Source organism: Pseudomonas sp. Marseille-Q5115 (assembly GCF_916618905.1).
Lineage (GTDB): Bacteria > Pseudomonadota > Gammaproteobacteria > Pseudomonadales > Pseudomonadaceae > Aquipseudomonas > Aquipseudomonas japonica_A.
The window spans coordinates 2,650,414-2,665,003 of record NZ_CAKAKI010000001.1; the positions used below are offsets into that span (position 1 = coordinate 2,650,414).

The 14,590-nt window shown below is 61.6% G+C and carries 13 protein-coding genes and 2 pseudogenes; 5 read left to right on the forward strand and 10 right to left on the reverse strand.

The window, feature by feature from the left end; genetic code table 11:
* Nucleotides 1–9: 9 nt before the first annotated feature.
* The 4 genes and pseudogenes from LG385_RS12250 to LG385_RS12265 form a co-directional block, all read right to left on the reverse strand.
* Entirely contained in the window at nt 10–1,458 is a 1,449-nt protein-coding gene (locus LG385_RS12250) for an aldehyde dehydrogenase (RefSeq protein ID WP_225774518.1), read from the reverse strand.
* A 67-nt stretch (nt 1,459–1,525) separates the two neighbouring features.
* Nucleotides 1,526–2,356: a p-hydroxycinnamoyl CoA hydratase/lyase gene (locus LG385_RS12255; RefSeq protein WP_225774519.1), complete on the reverse strand. Its 831-nt coding sequence runs from the start codon at nt 2,354–2,356 to the stop codon at nt 1,526–1,528.
* A gap of 81 nt (nt 2,357–2,437) precedes the next feature.
* A pseudogene (gene mhpT, locus LG385_RS12260) lies at nt 2,438–3,651 on the reverse strand (3-(3-hydroxy-phenyl)propionate transporter MhpT).
* A gap of 15 nt (nt 3,652–3,666) precedes the next feature.
* A pseudogene (locus LG385_RS12265) lies at nt 3,667–5,068 on the reverse strand (alginate export family protein).
* 293 nt (nt 5,069–5,361) lie between these two features.
* Here LG385_RS12265 and LG385_RS12270 point away from each other — a divergent pair.
* Nucleotides 5,362–5,811 carry a hypothetical protein gene (locus LG385_RS12270; protein WP_225774520.1) on the forward strand — a complete coding sequence of 150 codons (450 nt, stop codon included), beginning with the start codon at nt 5,362–5,364 and terminating at the stop codon, nt 5,809–5,811.
* 9 nt (nt 5,812–5,820) lie between these two features.
* Here the strand turns inward: LG385_RS12270 and LG385_RS12275 are convergent, their stop codons facing one another.
* Nucleotides 5,821–6,753 (reverse strand): 5'-nucleotidase, encoded by a 933-nt coding sequence (locus LG385_RS12275; RefSeq protein ID WP_225774521.1) that lies wholly within the window; start codon nt 6,751–6,753, stop codon nt 5,821–5,823.
* 185 nt (nt 6,754–6,938) lie between these two features.
* On the opposite strand from LG385_RS12275, the gene LG385_RS12280 reads away from it, so the two are divergent.
* Nucleotides 6,939–7,166: a hypothetical protein gene (locus tag LG385_RS12280; protein WP_181117840.1), complete on the forward strand. Its 228-nt coding sequence runs from the start codon at nt 6,939–6,941 to the stop codon at nt 7,164–7,166.
* 25 nt (nt 7,167–7,191) lie between these two features.
* Here LG385_RS12280 and LG385_RS12285 read toward each other — a convergent pair whose 3' ends face one another.
* Nucleotides 7,192–7,701 (reverse strand): ferritin-like domain-containing protein, encoded by a 510-nt coding sequence (locus tag LG385_RS12285; RefSeq protein WP_225774522.1) that lies wholly within the window; start codon nt 7,699–7,701, stop codon nt 7,192–7,194.
* A gap of 130 nt (nt 7,702–7,831) precedes the next feature.
* Nucleotides 7,832–8,056, reverse strand: a complete 225-nt coding sequence (locus LG385_RS12290; RefSeq protein ID WP_181117838.1) for a DUF2188 domain-containing protein — start codon at nt 8,054–8,056, stop codon at nt 7,832–7,834.
* A gap of 196 nt (nt 8,057–8,252) precedes the next feature.
* Between LG385_RS12290 and LG385_RS12295 the strand changes: the two genes are divergently transcribed.
* A complete protein-coding gene (locus tag LG385_RS12295; RefSeq protein ID WP_225774523.1) occupies nt 8,253–8,840 on the forward strand; it encodes a flavin reductase family protein in 588 nt (195 codons plus the stop codon).
* A 57-nt stretch (nt 8,841–8,897) separates the two neighbouring features.
* Here LG385_RS12295 and mqo read toward each other — a convergent pair whose 3' ends face one another.
* Entirely contained in the window at nt 8,898–10,544 is a 1,647-nt protein-coding gene (gene mqo / locus LG385_RS12300; protein ID WP_225774524.1) for a malate dehydrogenase (quinone), read from the reverse strand.
* Nucleotides 10,545–10,708: 164 nt separating this feature from the next.
* Nucleotides 10,709–11,383, reverse strand: a complete 675-nt coding sequence (locus LG385_RS12305) for a polysaccharide lyase family 7 protein (protein ID WP_225774525.1) — start codon at nt 11,381–11,383, stop codon at nt 10,709–10,711.
* 629 nt (nt 11,384–12,012) lie between these two features.
* On the opposite strand from LG385_RS12305, the gene LG385_RS12310 reads away from it, so the two are divergent.
* Entirely contained in the window at nt 12,013–12,681 is a 669-nt protein-coding gene (locus LG385_RS12310; protein WP_225774526.1) for a polysaccharide lyase family 7 protein, read from the forward strand.
* A gap of 383 nt (nt 12,682–13,064) precedes the next feature.
* The gene (locus tag LG385_RS12315; RefSeq protein ID WP_181117833.1) at nt 13,065–13,949 is read left to right on the forward strand and encodes a manganese catalase family protein; all 885 of its coding nucleotides are present in this window, start codon (nt 13,065–13,067) and stop codon (nt 13,947–13,949) included.
* A 58-nt stretch (nt 13,950–14,007) separates the two neighbouring features.
* Here the strand turns inward: LG385_RS12315 and LG385_RS12320 are convergent, their stop codons facing one another.
* Entirely contained in the window at nt 14,008–14,523 is a 516-nt protein-coding gene (locus LG385_RS12320) for a CinA family protein (RefSeq protein WP_225776234.1), read from the reverse strand.
* Nucleotides 14,524–14,590 lie beyond the last annotated feature (67 nt).

Sequence of the window (14,590 nt, forward strand, 5' to 3'; positions counted from 1 at the left end):
TAATAGGGCTCAGATCGGGTAATGGCGGGGGCCGTGCTGCACCGTGACCCAGCGCAACTGGGTGAACTGCTCAACCGCTGCCTGGCCACCGAAGCTGCCGTAGCCGCTGGCTTTCACGCCGCCGAAGGGCATCTGCGCTTCGTCGTGCACCGTGGGCCCGTTGATGTGGCAGATGCCCGATTCCAGTCGCTGCGCCAGCGCGAGGGCGCGGGTGACATCGCGGCTGAAAATAGCGGCGCTAAGCCCAAACGGAGAGTCGTTAGCGGCCGCCAGCAGGGCCTCATCGCCTGCCGCCCGAATAACCACCGTCACCGGCCCGAACGACTCTTCGTGGTACAGCCGCATGTGCGGCTCTACCCGATCCAGCAGGCTGGGCTGCAGCACGCTGCCGTCGCGGCTGCCTTCCAATACGGCAACGGCCCCTTGGGCCACCGCCTCGCTGACCATGCCCGCCACGCGCTCGGCCGAGGCGGCATCCACCATAGAGGCCAAGGCACACTGAGTATCCTCAGGCGCACCTGCCCGCAAGGCACGCAAACGGCCCGCCAGCTTGTCCACGAATGCATCGGCCACGCGTTCGTCCACCACCAGCCGCTCGGTGGACATACAGATCTGCCCCTGGTTGAAGTACCCGCCGAACACGGCCGCATCGACAGCGGCGTCAAGGTCGGCGTCATGCAGCACCAGCAGCGGCGCCTTGCCACCCAACTCGAGCAATGCCGGCTTGAGGTGCCGAGCCGCCAGTTCGCCCACTACCCGGCCCACACGCGTGGAGCCGGTGAAATTGATGCGCCGCACCGCCGGGTTGGCGATCAGCCGCTCGACAATGGCCGGCGCATCGGCGGGGGCGTTGTTGATCACATTCACCACGCCATCGCCCAGCCCTGCTTCGTGAAGCACCTGGCCGATCAGGCGATGCGTGCCGGGGCTGGCTTCCGAGGCCTTGAGCACCACGGTGTTGCCGCACGCGAGGGGCATGGCGATCGCGCGGGTCGCCAGGATTACCGGCGCGTTCCAGGGGGCGATGCCCAGTACCACGCCTACCGGTTGGCGCAGCGCCATGGCGAGGCTGCCGGGCACGTCCGAAGGGATAACCTGCCCCTGGATCTGGGTAGTCATGGCAGCCGCTTCACGCAGCATGTTGGCGGCCAGCTTCACGTTGAAGCCGAACCAGTCGGCCTTGGCACCGGTTTCGGCAGCCAGCGCCATGAACTGTGGCTGGGCCGCCTGCAGGGCGTCCGCCGCCCGAAGCAACCGCGCACGGCGCTCGCCAGGGGGCAGCGCCGACCAGGTTGCAAATGCCTGGCTGGCGGCCGCGACGGCTGCGTCCGCATCGTCCAGCGTGGCGGCACTCACCACCGATACCACCTCGCCCGTGACCGGGTGGCAACGCTGGAAGGTCTTTCCATCACTGCTCGGGCGGGCCTGGCCGCCGATCAGCAGGGGCACTTCGAACATGGACATTCCTCTTTGTTATCGTTGTCGGGATTGCCAGCGGCCGGGCGCTCGGGGCGCCCTCCTCGCCTTACCGCTTGTACGCTTGCAGGCCCGGCTTGATGCTCTTGTCATCCAGAAACTGCTTGAGGCCCTGCTCACGGCCGCGCTCAGGGTCGCGCAACTGCGCCTGATCGAGCTTGGCGTACAGGTAATCCTCGTTCTGCTCCCAGGTCAATTCCCGGCAGCGCTTGAAGCCGTTCTTGGCGGCCCGCAGCACCACGGGGTTCTTGTCGAGCAGGTCCTGGCACAGCAGGATCACTTCCTCGCGCAGCTGTGACAGTGGCACGCTCTTGTTCACCAGGCCCATACGGGCGGCTTCAGGCCCCTCGAAGGTCTTCCCGGTCATGATGTAATACAGCGCCTGGCGATGGCCTACGGTATCGGCCATGGCCTTGCTCACCAGGTTGCCGGGCGGGATGCCCCAGTTGATTTCAGACAGGCCGAAGGTGGCCTCGTCGGCGCAGATGGCCAGGTCGCAGGCCACCAACGGGCTGAAACCACCGCCGAAGCACCAGCCGTTGACCATCGCGATGGTGGGCTTGCTGTACATGCGCAGCAGCTTCCACTGCCACTCCGAAGCGTCGCGGCGGATACGTTCCTGGAACACTTCCGGGGCGGCGTCGACTTCACGGAAGTATTCCTTGAGGTCCATGCCCGCGGTCCAGGCGGTGCCAGCGCCGGTGAGGACCACTACACGGGCGTCTGCGTCCTGCTCGAGCGTTTCCAGCACGTCGCGCATTTCGCGATTGAGCGTGGGGCTCATGGCGTTGCGTTTTTCGGGCCGGTTGAAGGTGACCCAGCCAATGCCGTCTTCCACCTGCACAGTCACGGTTTGCCAGCGGTTGTCGTAGCTGCCCATCACACACCTCTTGTTCGTTGTTGTAGCGGTGAAGCGACGTTACGCCGCCCATATAGTTATGTCAATTAACGATTATTCAAATTATCTATCTGCCAGCACGGGGGTGGCCGGCGCACCGTCGGGGGTGGCGCGCTTGCGTAATAGGCCCAGGGCCGCGACGGCAGCGATTACCAGCCCCGGCGCTGCCGCCCCAAAAGGCCCCCAGCCCCTGCCCCGGCGGCGAGTATCTGCCCGGCAGCCAATGGGCCGGCCATGGAGCCCAGCCGCCCGACCGCAACGGCAGCGCCTACGCCTGTGGCGCGGCAGGCAGTGGGATAAAGCGTGGGCGCCAGTGCATACAACACCAGTTGCCCGCCGATGGCGCAGTAGCCAGCCAGGCAACCCGCCGCGAGCATCCAGCCGAACTGGCTGAACAACCCCAGGCCAGCCAGCGCTGCCAGCATGCCGATGTAAGCCATCGCCACTGCGCCCTTTGCCCGGCCCTTGTCCATCAAGCGCCCGGTGATGAAAGAGCCCGCAGCCCCGCCGAGGTTGAACAGCACCTGGACTGCCCCCGCCTGGGGGCGGCTGAACCCTTGGCCCATCAGTAGCGAGGGCAGCCAGTTCAGCAGCATGTACAGCACAGTGAGGGTGAAGAAGCACGCCAGCCATAGCAGCAATGTGCGGGTAGCCCGGCTTTCGCCAAACAGCCCGTGGCCAACGCCAACGCGCAACGCTGCCTGGGCGTTGAAGGCGCGTGATTCGGGCAGCCACCCGCCCAGTGCCGCCGCCACCAGCAGGGGCGCGACGCCACCGGCATAAAACACCACATGCCAATCGGCGCCTGCGCCGCTCAGGCCGATCAGTGAAGCGACAGCGCCGCCCAAGGGTACGCCGCAATAGGTGAGGCTTACCGCGGTGCTGCGCCAGCGAGGGTCCACTGCCTCCGAGGCCAGGGCGATCAGGATCGGCAGCGCCGCGCCCAGGCCGAGCCCGGTCATCAGCCGGGCCAGCAACAGGCTGTGAAAATCCCACGCATAGGCCGTACCGAGCGAGAACGCGCCAAACAGCAGCACAGCGCCTACCAGCACCCGCTTGCGCCCAATGCGATCGGCCAGCCAGCCGCCCACGAAAGCCCCCGGCAGCAAACCCAGCAGCCCGGCGCTGAACACCCAACCAAGCATGACAGGGGTAAGCTCGAACGCCTTGGCCAGGTGCGGTGCGGCGATCCCTGTCGCCTGGAGGTCAAAACCTTCAAGCAGGGCGGTTACGAAACACAATGTGATGGTCAACGTGGAACGAGGCATGGCGGTCATGACGAACTCCTGGTTCTAGAATCGGAAAGTGCCGCGCAGGGCTACGAACGAGGCGTCTTCGCCGCCGGCATCAGTGATGGCCGAGCCCACGTCGTAATATTTGCAGTCCAGGTCGAAGGTGGTGTTTGCGCTCGCCAGCCAGCGCAGGTTGGCGCGGTAAATGGTGCCCAGGTGGCGGCCGCTGTCGCGGGTGCCCGGCAACATGCTCATGCCGGGCATGTACACGCCGTCGTTTGCATTTTCTTTCCATACTGCGAATACGCCCGGCTCCAGGCGCAAGCGAGGGTGCGGTGAAAACGCAAAGGTGGGGCCCACAATCACGATGTTGGCCAAGGTGGTGAGGCTGGCTTCGCCGTACACGCCGTTGCGCGGGTACAGCGGATCGAAGGTGCCCACGCGGCCATCACCCGCGGCGTCATCCCCGCTGGCCGCGTCTACGCGCAAACCCAACCGTGGCCGCAACGGCCCGCCAAAGGTGTAGCCGGTGTCCGAGGACACCGCCCAGGCGCGAATCGATGCGCCCCCCAGATGGCCGAACTGGCCTACCAGGTCGGTGCTCCAGTCGAATCCATCAGCCTGACCAAACAGTCGCGTGCCCACGCTGTAGCGTTTTTCGCTGCCGGTTACGGCGGTGAGCGTGCGCTCACGCGTTTCCAGGCCGAAGGCGTACAGGTCGACGTTCAGCGGCCCGGCGACAGGCGAGGTGGCGTACAACCCGTAAAACTTCACGGCGTTATCACTGCCGTCGTCGAAGCTGTCCGTGGCATCGACCGCGACCGGGCGTACCGCAAAGGCATCGAGCTTGCGGCCCGGCGCGAGGGCCAGGCTCAACCGCAGGCCATCGAAGGTCTGGCGCACGTTCGGGGTATCGCGATACGTCACCAGTACCTGGCTGCCGTAGGCCATTTCCTGCCGCCCTACCCGCGTGGTCAGCCGGCTCGCGCCCAATGGGGTGTTGAGGTCGATAAACGCCTGGCTCACCTCGTTACGGCCTTCGTCCGAAGGGGAGTACAAATCCTTGCCGAACACCCGCGTGTTCTGCAGCTGCACAAAGGCCCGTACGGCGTCATCGAGCAGGTGAAGGTCGGCATGCGCCTGCAGCCGTTGCATGAAGTAGCTGTCATCCTTCACGCCACGCAAGCCAAAAAACGGTTTGTCGAGCGCATCGGCGCGGTAGCGCAATTCGGCACCGAACTGAGCCCACGCGCTGTGGCTGAGGCGCACATAGCGAAAGCGGTCGAAGGGGTCGGTACGTTTGGCCTCGTCATCAAGACCGGTAGTCCTCGCTCCAGCGAGGCGCTCCCGGCCGGGAGGGCCGTGACTGTTCCAAGGAGTTGTCAGCGGCCAGCAACGGTTGGGCACAACCAAGCAGGCACAGCGCAGCCGACAGCGCTCGCGCGAGGGATAAAGGCGCCATGGCGAATCCTTTGTTGTTTTTATGAATTTGGATAAGACAGTTAACGGTTATATTTATTAACTGTACTGCCGTCAAGCGCAGCCTCGCTTCCCTCCGCTTGAAGGCGGGCGATTACCGCCCTGCCCGCTTGATGGCCGCTTCGCTGTGACGCGTGTCACAAAGTGGGCAGCGAAACGGGCCAACCGTCTGGAAAGCGGGTTGCAGCGAAGGCAGAAACGGAACCGGCTCAAGGAAGGGCCGGTCGGAAGCCCGTCTATGAAGTCTCGGCGCTACCACGCTGAAGGAGGATAAGGGTGCACATCGAACGGTTGGCGCTGATGCTGGAGATGCTCGAGGAACTCGCCTCGGGCCGTTGGCAGGTAAGCCGCAAGGGCTACGCCGGCTCAAGCCACCGGCGGCCGTCCTTTTTGCCAGATGTATGGGTCACGTCCATGGACGACCCGCTGGGCCATGCCGCTTGCGCTATTGGTTTCGCCTGCCTGGATGCCCGGTTCGAGGGCCTCTACCTTGACGGGTTGGAACCGTGCACTCGCATCGCCGGTACGGTGCGGGCCCATGCGCGGCTGGCAAGGGGCTGGGAGGCCGTGTGTGCGTATTTCGGCTTGAGCGAACCGCTGGCCCGCGAGCTGTTCGGCCCTGACCGCTCGCCGGGCTCCATCGCTAACGTGCGGGATTGGTTGCGTGCGCTGCTCCACACTCCCGCGGCCAACGCCAACACTGCCCGCCACGCCCACTGCGGCTGATCCACAAGGTTACCCTGGCTTGTTGGCAATGCCGAACGGCACATGCACCATGGGGATATTCCCGGCGGCCGACGCCAGATGGCTGCGCTGGTCATCGAAAAACATGTGGGGCTTGAGCACCGATAGCACGCGCGACTTTTCCATGCCGCCTAGAAAGAACGACTCATCCGGCGACACGCCCCAGCTGTTCAAGGTAGTCACCACGCGCTCATGGGAAGGAGCATTTCGCGCCGTCACGATCGCGATACGCAGGATTTTGCGGTAGGCCGGATCCTCGTTCAAACGCTGTTCTTCAAGCTGCTGCAAGAACGCCAGTTTGCGAAAAAGGTCAGCCAGGGGCCCTGGCTGATGTGCAATGGCGCGCTTCTCGGTTTCGTAGGTCTGAAATTCTGCTACGTCGAGGTTGCGCTTGAACACGGTCTCGGCCTCGTCGTCGGCAATCACCCCGTCGAAGTCAAAAGTCACGCGCAGTTCGGTGTCGATTTCGTCATCGAATACCTTCGAGGGCAAAACGACCCCGGCGGGATAGTCGGCGTCGATCGCCCGCTGTACGTCGCCTTCATTCGCGCTGAGAAACAGCGAGGCATTAAACGCAGGAATGTATTCGTGGGGCGAGCGGCCGGTCATGAAGGCGGCGCGGCTGATGTCCAGGCCATAGTGGCGAATGGAACGGAACACCCTTACGCCGGTTTCCGGTGAATTGCGCGACAACAACACGACCTCTACCGGCGACTCGGCGGCGAACCAGCGGTTGATACTTAAAAAGCGCCGGATGAAAGGAAAGGCCACGCCCTTGGCGAACGGCTCGTCCACATTGCGCTGCTGGTGCAGCCGATAGGCTTCCACGCCCTCGCTCAAGTACACCTGATGGGACTCGGACAGGTCGAACAACGCGCTGGAGGCAACACCTATGACCAGCTTTTTTTCGATTGGATACGGCATAGGCCTCTGCTGGCAGTGAAACGTATTCGCGGGTTGTGCCCGCGCCCAGAGCATACCCCAATCGCTCGCTATGATCGGCGGCATTCAAGCGCGCACAGAGCAAGCCGATAGCGTTAACGAGCCCAGCGTGAGGGGTGGCCTGTCAGGCTGCCACGGGGGTTTGCAGATACGCCGGAGGGCGCGCAATGGAACACAACAATTTCGTAGGTTCTTACACCCAGGCGCACAAGAGCTTGATGAACCTGTTGAGCGATGGCGTGATGGCCCGGCTCGCTCGCCCCAGCGAACCTGAACAGGCAGCTGCCGAACAGGAATCGGTGAACGCCGCAGAAGCCGCATCGTTCTATTTCCGCAGCCGCACCAGCAAGCGGTGCGGCTGCGCCCAGTGCAAGGCTGTGCGCGCGGCTATGTAATGCCGGCGCCTGCGCCCTGCGCCTTTTAGCGCTTGGCTTCGAGGTCCGGGTGTTCCGACCGCCCAAGGAACTGCTGGGTGGTTGGTGCCAGGTGCTCTAGAATCCACTGGGCCATGGCTTTTTCCTGCTCGAGGATCTTTTCGCATTCCGAGGCCGTTTCAGTATCCCCGGCCGCCTTGGCCGCCGCGATGATCACCGTGTAGGTCGCAATCTCGAGGTTTTCGAATACATATCCGCTCATCGAACCCTTGATCACTTCATCCGGCATGGTCATACCGGCCATCGCCTGGCCGAACGCCATCAGCTTGCCGCCGATGTCCTTGAGTGTCGACGGGCTACCGCCCAAGCGTTTGATCGCCCCATCGACCACACCCTGCTGCCAGCGCGTTTCTTCGATGTGCTGCTGGATGCGTTGCTTGAGGTCGGGGTAATGCTCCAGGCGCTCAGCCTGCGCGGTGAGCATTTTTTCCGCTTGCTGCTCCATGGCGTGCGCGTCTTTGAGCCAATCGAGCAAGTTGTCTTGTACCGATGCCATGTTGATGTCCTCCAGGTTGGCTTGAGTCGGGTCAATGCCCACTGATAAGGGCTACAAAAGCAGACCCCGGTAACGCCGGCCGGGCTTCGTTGGGTTAGCGATTGCCAGACCGGCGGTGATCAGGCCCTGATCAACCCTTGCTGCGCCGCGGGTCAGCGCTGCGCGGGTAGGTACGCTCCTCTTGAATAGTGCCGTCCCCTTTGTGGATCTTGAGCGAGGCGGTTTTACCTTCGAGGAACGTGGCGGCCTCTTCCATCAGGGCGTCCTTGGTGGGCGCGGTGCGGGACGCTCGGGCAGCACCTTCTTTTTTCAATTCCCAATGGTCGCCGGCTTTAGTGACGTGATAGTTATCCATGTCGCTCTCCTGAAAGGCGCCTGCGGTTATCCAGGCCTTGACTGTGTAGAGGCGCCAAACAAGCGGCAGTTCGAACGAATTTCGTCCCGTTGATGAACAGGGCTTCTCGTGGCTGGCTGCTCAGGGGGCTGGCTGGCGGATCGAACTGTTCGCAAAGCAGTCACACCCCTGCGTGGAAACAGCCCGAGGACTATGAATGAACGATTACATTGCCCCTGTACCGCTGGAAAAAGCCTATCGGTTGCTCAACCACGGGCCTACCGTGCTGGTGTCTGCCCGGCATGACGGGGTAGACGATGTCATGGCCGCCGCCTGGGCATGCGCGCTGGATTTCGACCCGCCCAAGCTCACCGTGGTCCTGGACAAAAGCACGCGCACCCGCAGCCTCGTGGAGCAGGCAGGACGCTTTGTAATACAGGTACCCACCGCCGCGCAGGCCCAGCTTACCCATGACGTGGGCAACCGATCGTTGAACGATGACTCCGCCAAGCTCGACCGCTGTGGCGTGGCCCTACAGGCGTTCGAGGGGCATGACCAGCCATTCGTAAACGGCTGCTGCGCCTGGCTGGCTTGCACATTGATACCGGAGCCGCATAACCAGGCTACCTACGACCTGTTCATTGCACAGGTGACAGGCGCCTGGGCAGACAGCCGGGTATTTCGCGACGGGCACTGGAAGTTCGAAGAAGCCGACCCAGCGCTGCGCAGCCTCCACTACGTGGCCGGTGGGCAATTTTATGCGATCGGGGCGTCTATAGTCGCCCGCCACGCCGGCGAGGCGTGAGCGGGGAAAGGAAGGCCCGGCGGCGCCATCTGGGATGCAGCCCCGCCGGATAGTGCGTTACAGCGCGATGTCTGCAGCCGGCGCTGCGGCGGCAGGAGCTGCCGGAGCGGTGGCAGCCGGTGCCGCAGCGGTCGCTTGCTCGATAGCCGGCGGGGTCGCCAGTTGCAGGGTCTTGGCCGTGTAGGCCCACTCCTCGGCAACGCGCTGAGGGCTGTCGTTCAAGTGGGTGCCATAGCTGGGCACGATCTGGTGGAGCTTTTCCTGCCAGGCAGGCGTAGCCACTTTGTCCTTGAACACCTTCTCCAGCACGGTGAGCATGATCGGCGCGGCGGTCGAGGCACCAGGCGATGCGCCCAGCAGGCCGGCGATGCTGCCATCGGCGGAGCTTACAACCTCGGTACCCAGCTTGAGCACGCCGCCCTTCTCTTCGTCCCGCTTGATGATCTGCACGCGCTGGCCGGCTTGCCACAGGCGCCAGTCTTCCTTTTTGGCGTTAGGGAAGTATTCACGCAGCGCGTTGAAACGGTCGTCATCCGATAGCATCAGCTGGCCGGCGAGGTACTCCACCAGGGGGTACTGCCCGATACCTACCTTGGTCATAGGCCACACGTTGTGTGGCGTGGTGCTGGTGAGGAGGTCCAGGTAAGAGCCGTTCTTCAGGAACTTGGTGGAGAAGGTGGCGAAAGGCCCGAACAGGATCACGCGCTTGCCATCCAGCACGCGAGTGTCCAGGTGTGGCACCGACATGGGCGGTGCGCCAACCGATGCCTTGCCATAGGCCTTGGCCAGATGCTGCTCGGCAACGCTCGCGTTGTCGGTCACCAGGAACGAGCCGCCTACCGGGAAGCCTGCGTATTCCTTGGCTTCAGGGATACCCGACTTTTGCAGCAGGTGCAGCGCGCCGCCACCGGCGCCGATGAACACGAAGCGCGCGTCGGTTTCGCTGACGGTGCCGTCTTTCAGGTTCTTGTACTCGACGTGCCAGCTGCCGTCGTCGTTACGCTTGATGGTTTCCACTTCGCTGGACAGCTTGAGCGAAAAGCCTGGCTGAGCCTGCAAGTGGCCAACGAACTGGCGAGTGATCTCACCGAAATTCACGTCGGTACCGATTGGCGACCAGGTGGCGGCGATCTTCTGCTTCGGATCGCGGCCTTCCATCATAAGCGGCACCCACTGTTTGATCTGGGCGGCGTCTTCGGAATACTGCATGCCGGCGAACAGCGGGCTCGCTTTCAGTGCTTCGTAGCGCTTTTTCAGGAAGGCGATGTTGTCGTCGCCCCATACGAAGCTCATGTGCGGCGTGGAGTTGATGAACGAGCGCGGGTTCTTCAGCACATCGTTACGCACCTGCCACGACCAGAACTGGCGGGAGATCTGGAAGGCTTCGTTGATCTCGACCGCCTTGGCGATCTCGACGTGGCCGTTCTTGTCTTCCGGGGTGTAGTTCAGCTCTGCCAGCGCGGAGTGGCCGGTACCGGCGTTGTTCCAGCCGTTTGAGCTTTCTTCAGCCACGCCATCCAGGCGTTCGACCATTTCCATGGTCCAGCCCGGTTCCAGCTCGTTGAGCCAGATGCCGAGAGTGGAACTCATGATGCCGCCACCGATCAGCAGCACATCTACCCGCTTTGCCTCGGCCGCGAGGGCAGAACCACTGGCGATCGAAACGGCCAGGGCCAGCACCGCCCCGCTTGCTTTCTTCAACATATTCACTTCCACGATAATGAGGCCTGCACCGCGCGCGCAGGGCTTCCCGATCGACAGGGATGCCTGTAATCGGCTGGCCGGCCGCCAGCGCGCGCAAGGCTAAAGGCAAAGGCTTTCACGAAGCTTTCACCAGCCTTTCATTTGCCGGAGGGCCGGCGCGTGGGTCAGCTTTTGTGCTTATGGGAAACCGACAGGTTCTCGAAGGTGACCCGGCCGCCTTCCTTGCTATAGCCAGAGTTATCCTGGGTGTACACACCGGCCTTGAAGTACAGCGGCTTTTCCTTCCATTTGGAACTCAGCTCGGTGTTCCAGCCGTAGTTGGCGGCAACCACGCTCAGCTTGCCGCCCTTGGTCAGGGTGATCACGTAGGAGAACGCTTCGTTCAGTGGCACCTTTTCGGCAACGGTGATCACTGTGGGGTCATCCTGGCTAGGTGTCTTGCGCAGCTTGGCCACGATATTGCCCAGCCGATCGTCATCCATGTACTGGTACTCGACCTTGAGCAGCGGGTCGTTGCTGTTGTACTGGTGGATCTGCCCAATGACAATCCTGCCGCTCGACGGCACCTTGTTCACGGTGAGCTTGGCGCGCAGGTAATTATCCGCTTCGGTGTATTTCCAGTTGCGCAGGGAGCCGTCAGCGTAGGTTTCGCGCAGCTCACTGCGAGGGTATTTGGCGCTTGCGGTAGTAGCCCCGGTCACTGGCGCCCAGAAGTAGAGCTTGCTGCCGTCCTTGCGGAAATACTTGTCCTTGTACCCTTTCACCAATGCAGGGGTTTCGATGGTCTTGGCTGGGGAGCCTACGGGGATGCTGAGGTTCCAGGTGGAGAGATCGATCATGTCAGGCGTTACCAGTGATTCGGCACATCACACTTCGGTGTGCCGAGTGCGGATAAGACCTAGCACCATCCTGGCGCTAAGCGGGGCGGCCGTTTTATATATAGATGAATCAAAATTGTTAATGATGGCACGCCTTTCGATTGGCGCCTGAAAACCGCCAAGCCATTGCAGCCCAATAAGTACGGGCGCTTTCAGCACTTTACCGTTCGTCGGCTAAATTGAACGTTAGTGGTTTATGTTATTGGGCCAGTATTGATGGCATTTTGACCACAACCTCCTAAACGGGACCGCTTACGAAGCGGTGAGTTGCAACAAACCCGAATAATTTGGCAACCGCTCGTCGGCTCCTGGCTCAATAAATTCCGAATGGCGCCGGTGGAATTCACGAAGCCGCCAATTTATAGACGCCAATGATCCAGCGCAAACCCTTGAAAAGATTGGCACATGTCATATTGCTACTACCCCGCAGGATAAAGGCATAAGGCCATCAGTGACCGGGATAAGCCGAAAATCTGGCGAAACCCCTTGAATTCGGGCCCTTCAGCCTTGGCGACCAGTGCCGAAACAGCAAGTAACCAGATGGTGAGCAGCGCGCTTGCCGGCCCCTTGTTACGTATTGGAGTTGTTTCATGATCGCACTGGACACTTGGAACCTGAGCATCCCCGTTGGCAGCCCGGCCATCACCATCGACACCCCTAAATTGGCCAGCGGCTATACCGACGGCTTCTTCAAATCGGGTGATACCCTCTTCTTCTGGGCCCCGGTAACCGGCACCACGACCAAAAGCGCCAAATACCCTCGCTCCGAGCTGCGCGAAACCAAAGCTGACGGTAGCCTGTACAACTGGAAATACACCGCTGCGGATAACATGCTGCGCGCCGCTGTAGCTGTGAACCAGGTGCCTTCCACGGGCAAGATCGTGATCGGGCAGATTCACTGCAACGGTAGCACCGAGCCGATGCTGAAGCTTGAGTACCAGTGGAAAGATGCCAGCCGCCTCGGGAACATCGTCGCCAAGTTCCGCGTTACTCCGGACTCGGAACCTGCCGTGATCACCGTGGCGCAGAAAGTGCCGATGAACCAGCGCTTCACCTACACCATTCACCTTACCCCTACCGGCAGCCTGACCGTGAACGCCGCAGGCTTCCAGTGGGGCAGCAAAGTTGCTACCAGCTGGGCTTCGCAGGCTCTGTACTTCAAGGCAGGCGTGTACACCCAGGACAACACTGGCTATGCCACCGAAGGCGGCGCCGCTACCTTCTACAAGCTGGCCATCGAGCACAACCCCAAAGGCTGATGCGCCTCGAATTCAAGGCAACACTACTTTGGCCTGTCTTCGGACAGGCTTTTTTTTTGCCCGCAAAAAAGCTGCAGACACCCCGCGCTGCCTGCGTTTGCCCCACTTCATTGAGTACTTGCATCGTTACGATAGGTTTTTTAAATGAACCATCGTCCCCGATAGCTCCCTATATCCATGTAACCGAGAGATTGCCCACTTGGTTATGAAAGCGAAGTTACAAACACTGGGACGCTAAAGATTAGGTAAGTAGTTGGCCTGCTGAAGCGAAGCCTGGAGTACGGCACAAGCAGCCATGAGCTGCGCGATGCCACAGAAGGGGAACCAGGCAACGACCTGTAATGGAACCTTTTTCAAACCCGTGACGAACCGAGGACGAAAGTATGTTCATACATAACAAGCGTCTGCAGTATACCGTACGTGTTGCCGCGCCCAACCCGGGCCTGGCCAATTTGATGCTCGAACAATTCGGGGGCGCCCAAGGGGAACTTGCGGCTGCCATGCGTTACTTCACCCAGGCAGTGACCGAGGAAGATCCAGGTCGTAAAGATATGCTGTACGACATTGCCACCGAAGAACTTAGCCACCTTGAAATCATTGGTTCCATCATTGTGATGTTGAACAAAGGTGCGCGCGGCCAGTTGGCAGAAGGTGTACAGGAAGAGGGTGAACTTTATCGCTCGCTCACCGGGGCGGGTAACGACTCTCATATCACCAGCCTGTTGTATGGCGGTGGCGCCGCGCTGATCAACTCGGGCGGTGTGCCATGGACCGCAGCCTATGTGGACACCATCGGCGAACCTACCGCCGACCTGCGTTCCAACATTGCCGCTGAAGCACGAGCCAAGATTGTGTATGAGCGGCTGATCAACGTGACAGATGATCCGGGCATCCGTGATGCGCTGGGCTTCCTGATGACTCGCGAAGTAGCTCACCAGATGTCGTTCGAGAAGGCGCTGCACGCCATTCAGCCGAACTTCCCTCAAGGCAAGCTGCCACCCAAGCCTGAGTTTGCATCGGTGTACTTCAACATGTCGCAAGGCGATGACATGAAAGGCCCTTGGAACACTGGCGAAAATGCGGTGGATACCTGGGAAGTACGCGAAGCCACCCCGGCCGTGGACGGCGGCGATGGCTTGGCAACTGTGGACCTGCCACCGCAAGATCTGGAAGTGGTAGAAGCCATGAAGCTGCGTACCGCTTCCAACCCTGATGCAGACCCGATGACCGGGGCTGATCTGGGCAAGCTGGGCGCGCTCAAGAAGTAAGTGGTAGGGTGTGAAGAAAGCCGCCTTCGGGCGGCTTTCGTTTGCCTGCCTCCCCTCGCTAATCCGTTTCGCCGGCCTGGGCACGTTGGTGAAAGCCTTTGAGCGCAGCCAATGCATGGCAAGCGGCCTGGCGAATTACCGCCTGGCGGTCGCCCGAGAATCGCTCGGTGCGGGAAAACAACGCGGCCTTGCCACCCACCCCGAATGCCCAGGCAAAGCACACGGTGCCAGGCGGTATATCGTCCATAGGGTCCGGGCCAGCCACGCCGGTAGTGGCCACCGCCACATTGGCCTCGCTGTCGCGCAGCGCGCCCAGTGCCATCTCCCGGCTTACTTCCTCACTGGTAAGCCCGAACCGATCGATGGTTTGTGCCGACACGCCCAGCAAACGGTGCTTGGCGGTAGGCGAATACACCACGTAACCGCTTTCCATTACCTTGCCACCACCAGGCACCGAGCCCAGCGCCGCAGCGATCAACCCGGCCGTACAGGACTCGGCAGTGGCCAGGTAGAGCTTCTGGTCCAGCAAGTAGGTCACAGTGGCTTCGAGGTCTTCAAATACTGCTTCAGGCATCTCCATAGGTTCCTCCCTGTGAAGGGCTACGGCTGCTTGATCGCCGCGCCCGGTCACCCTTGGATCA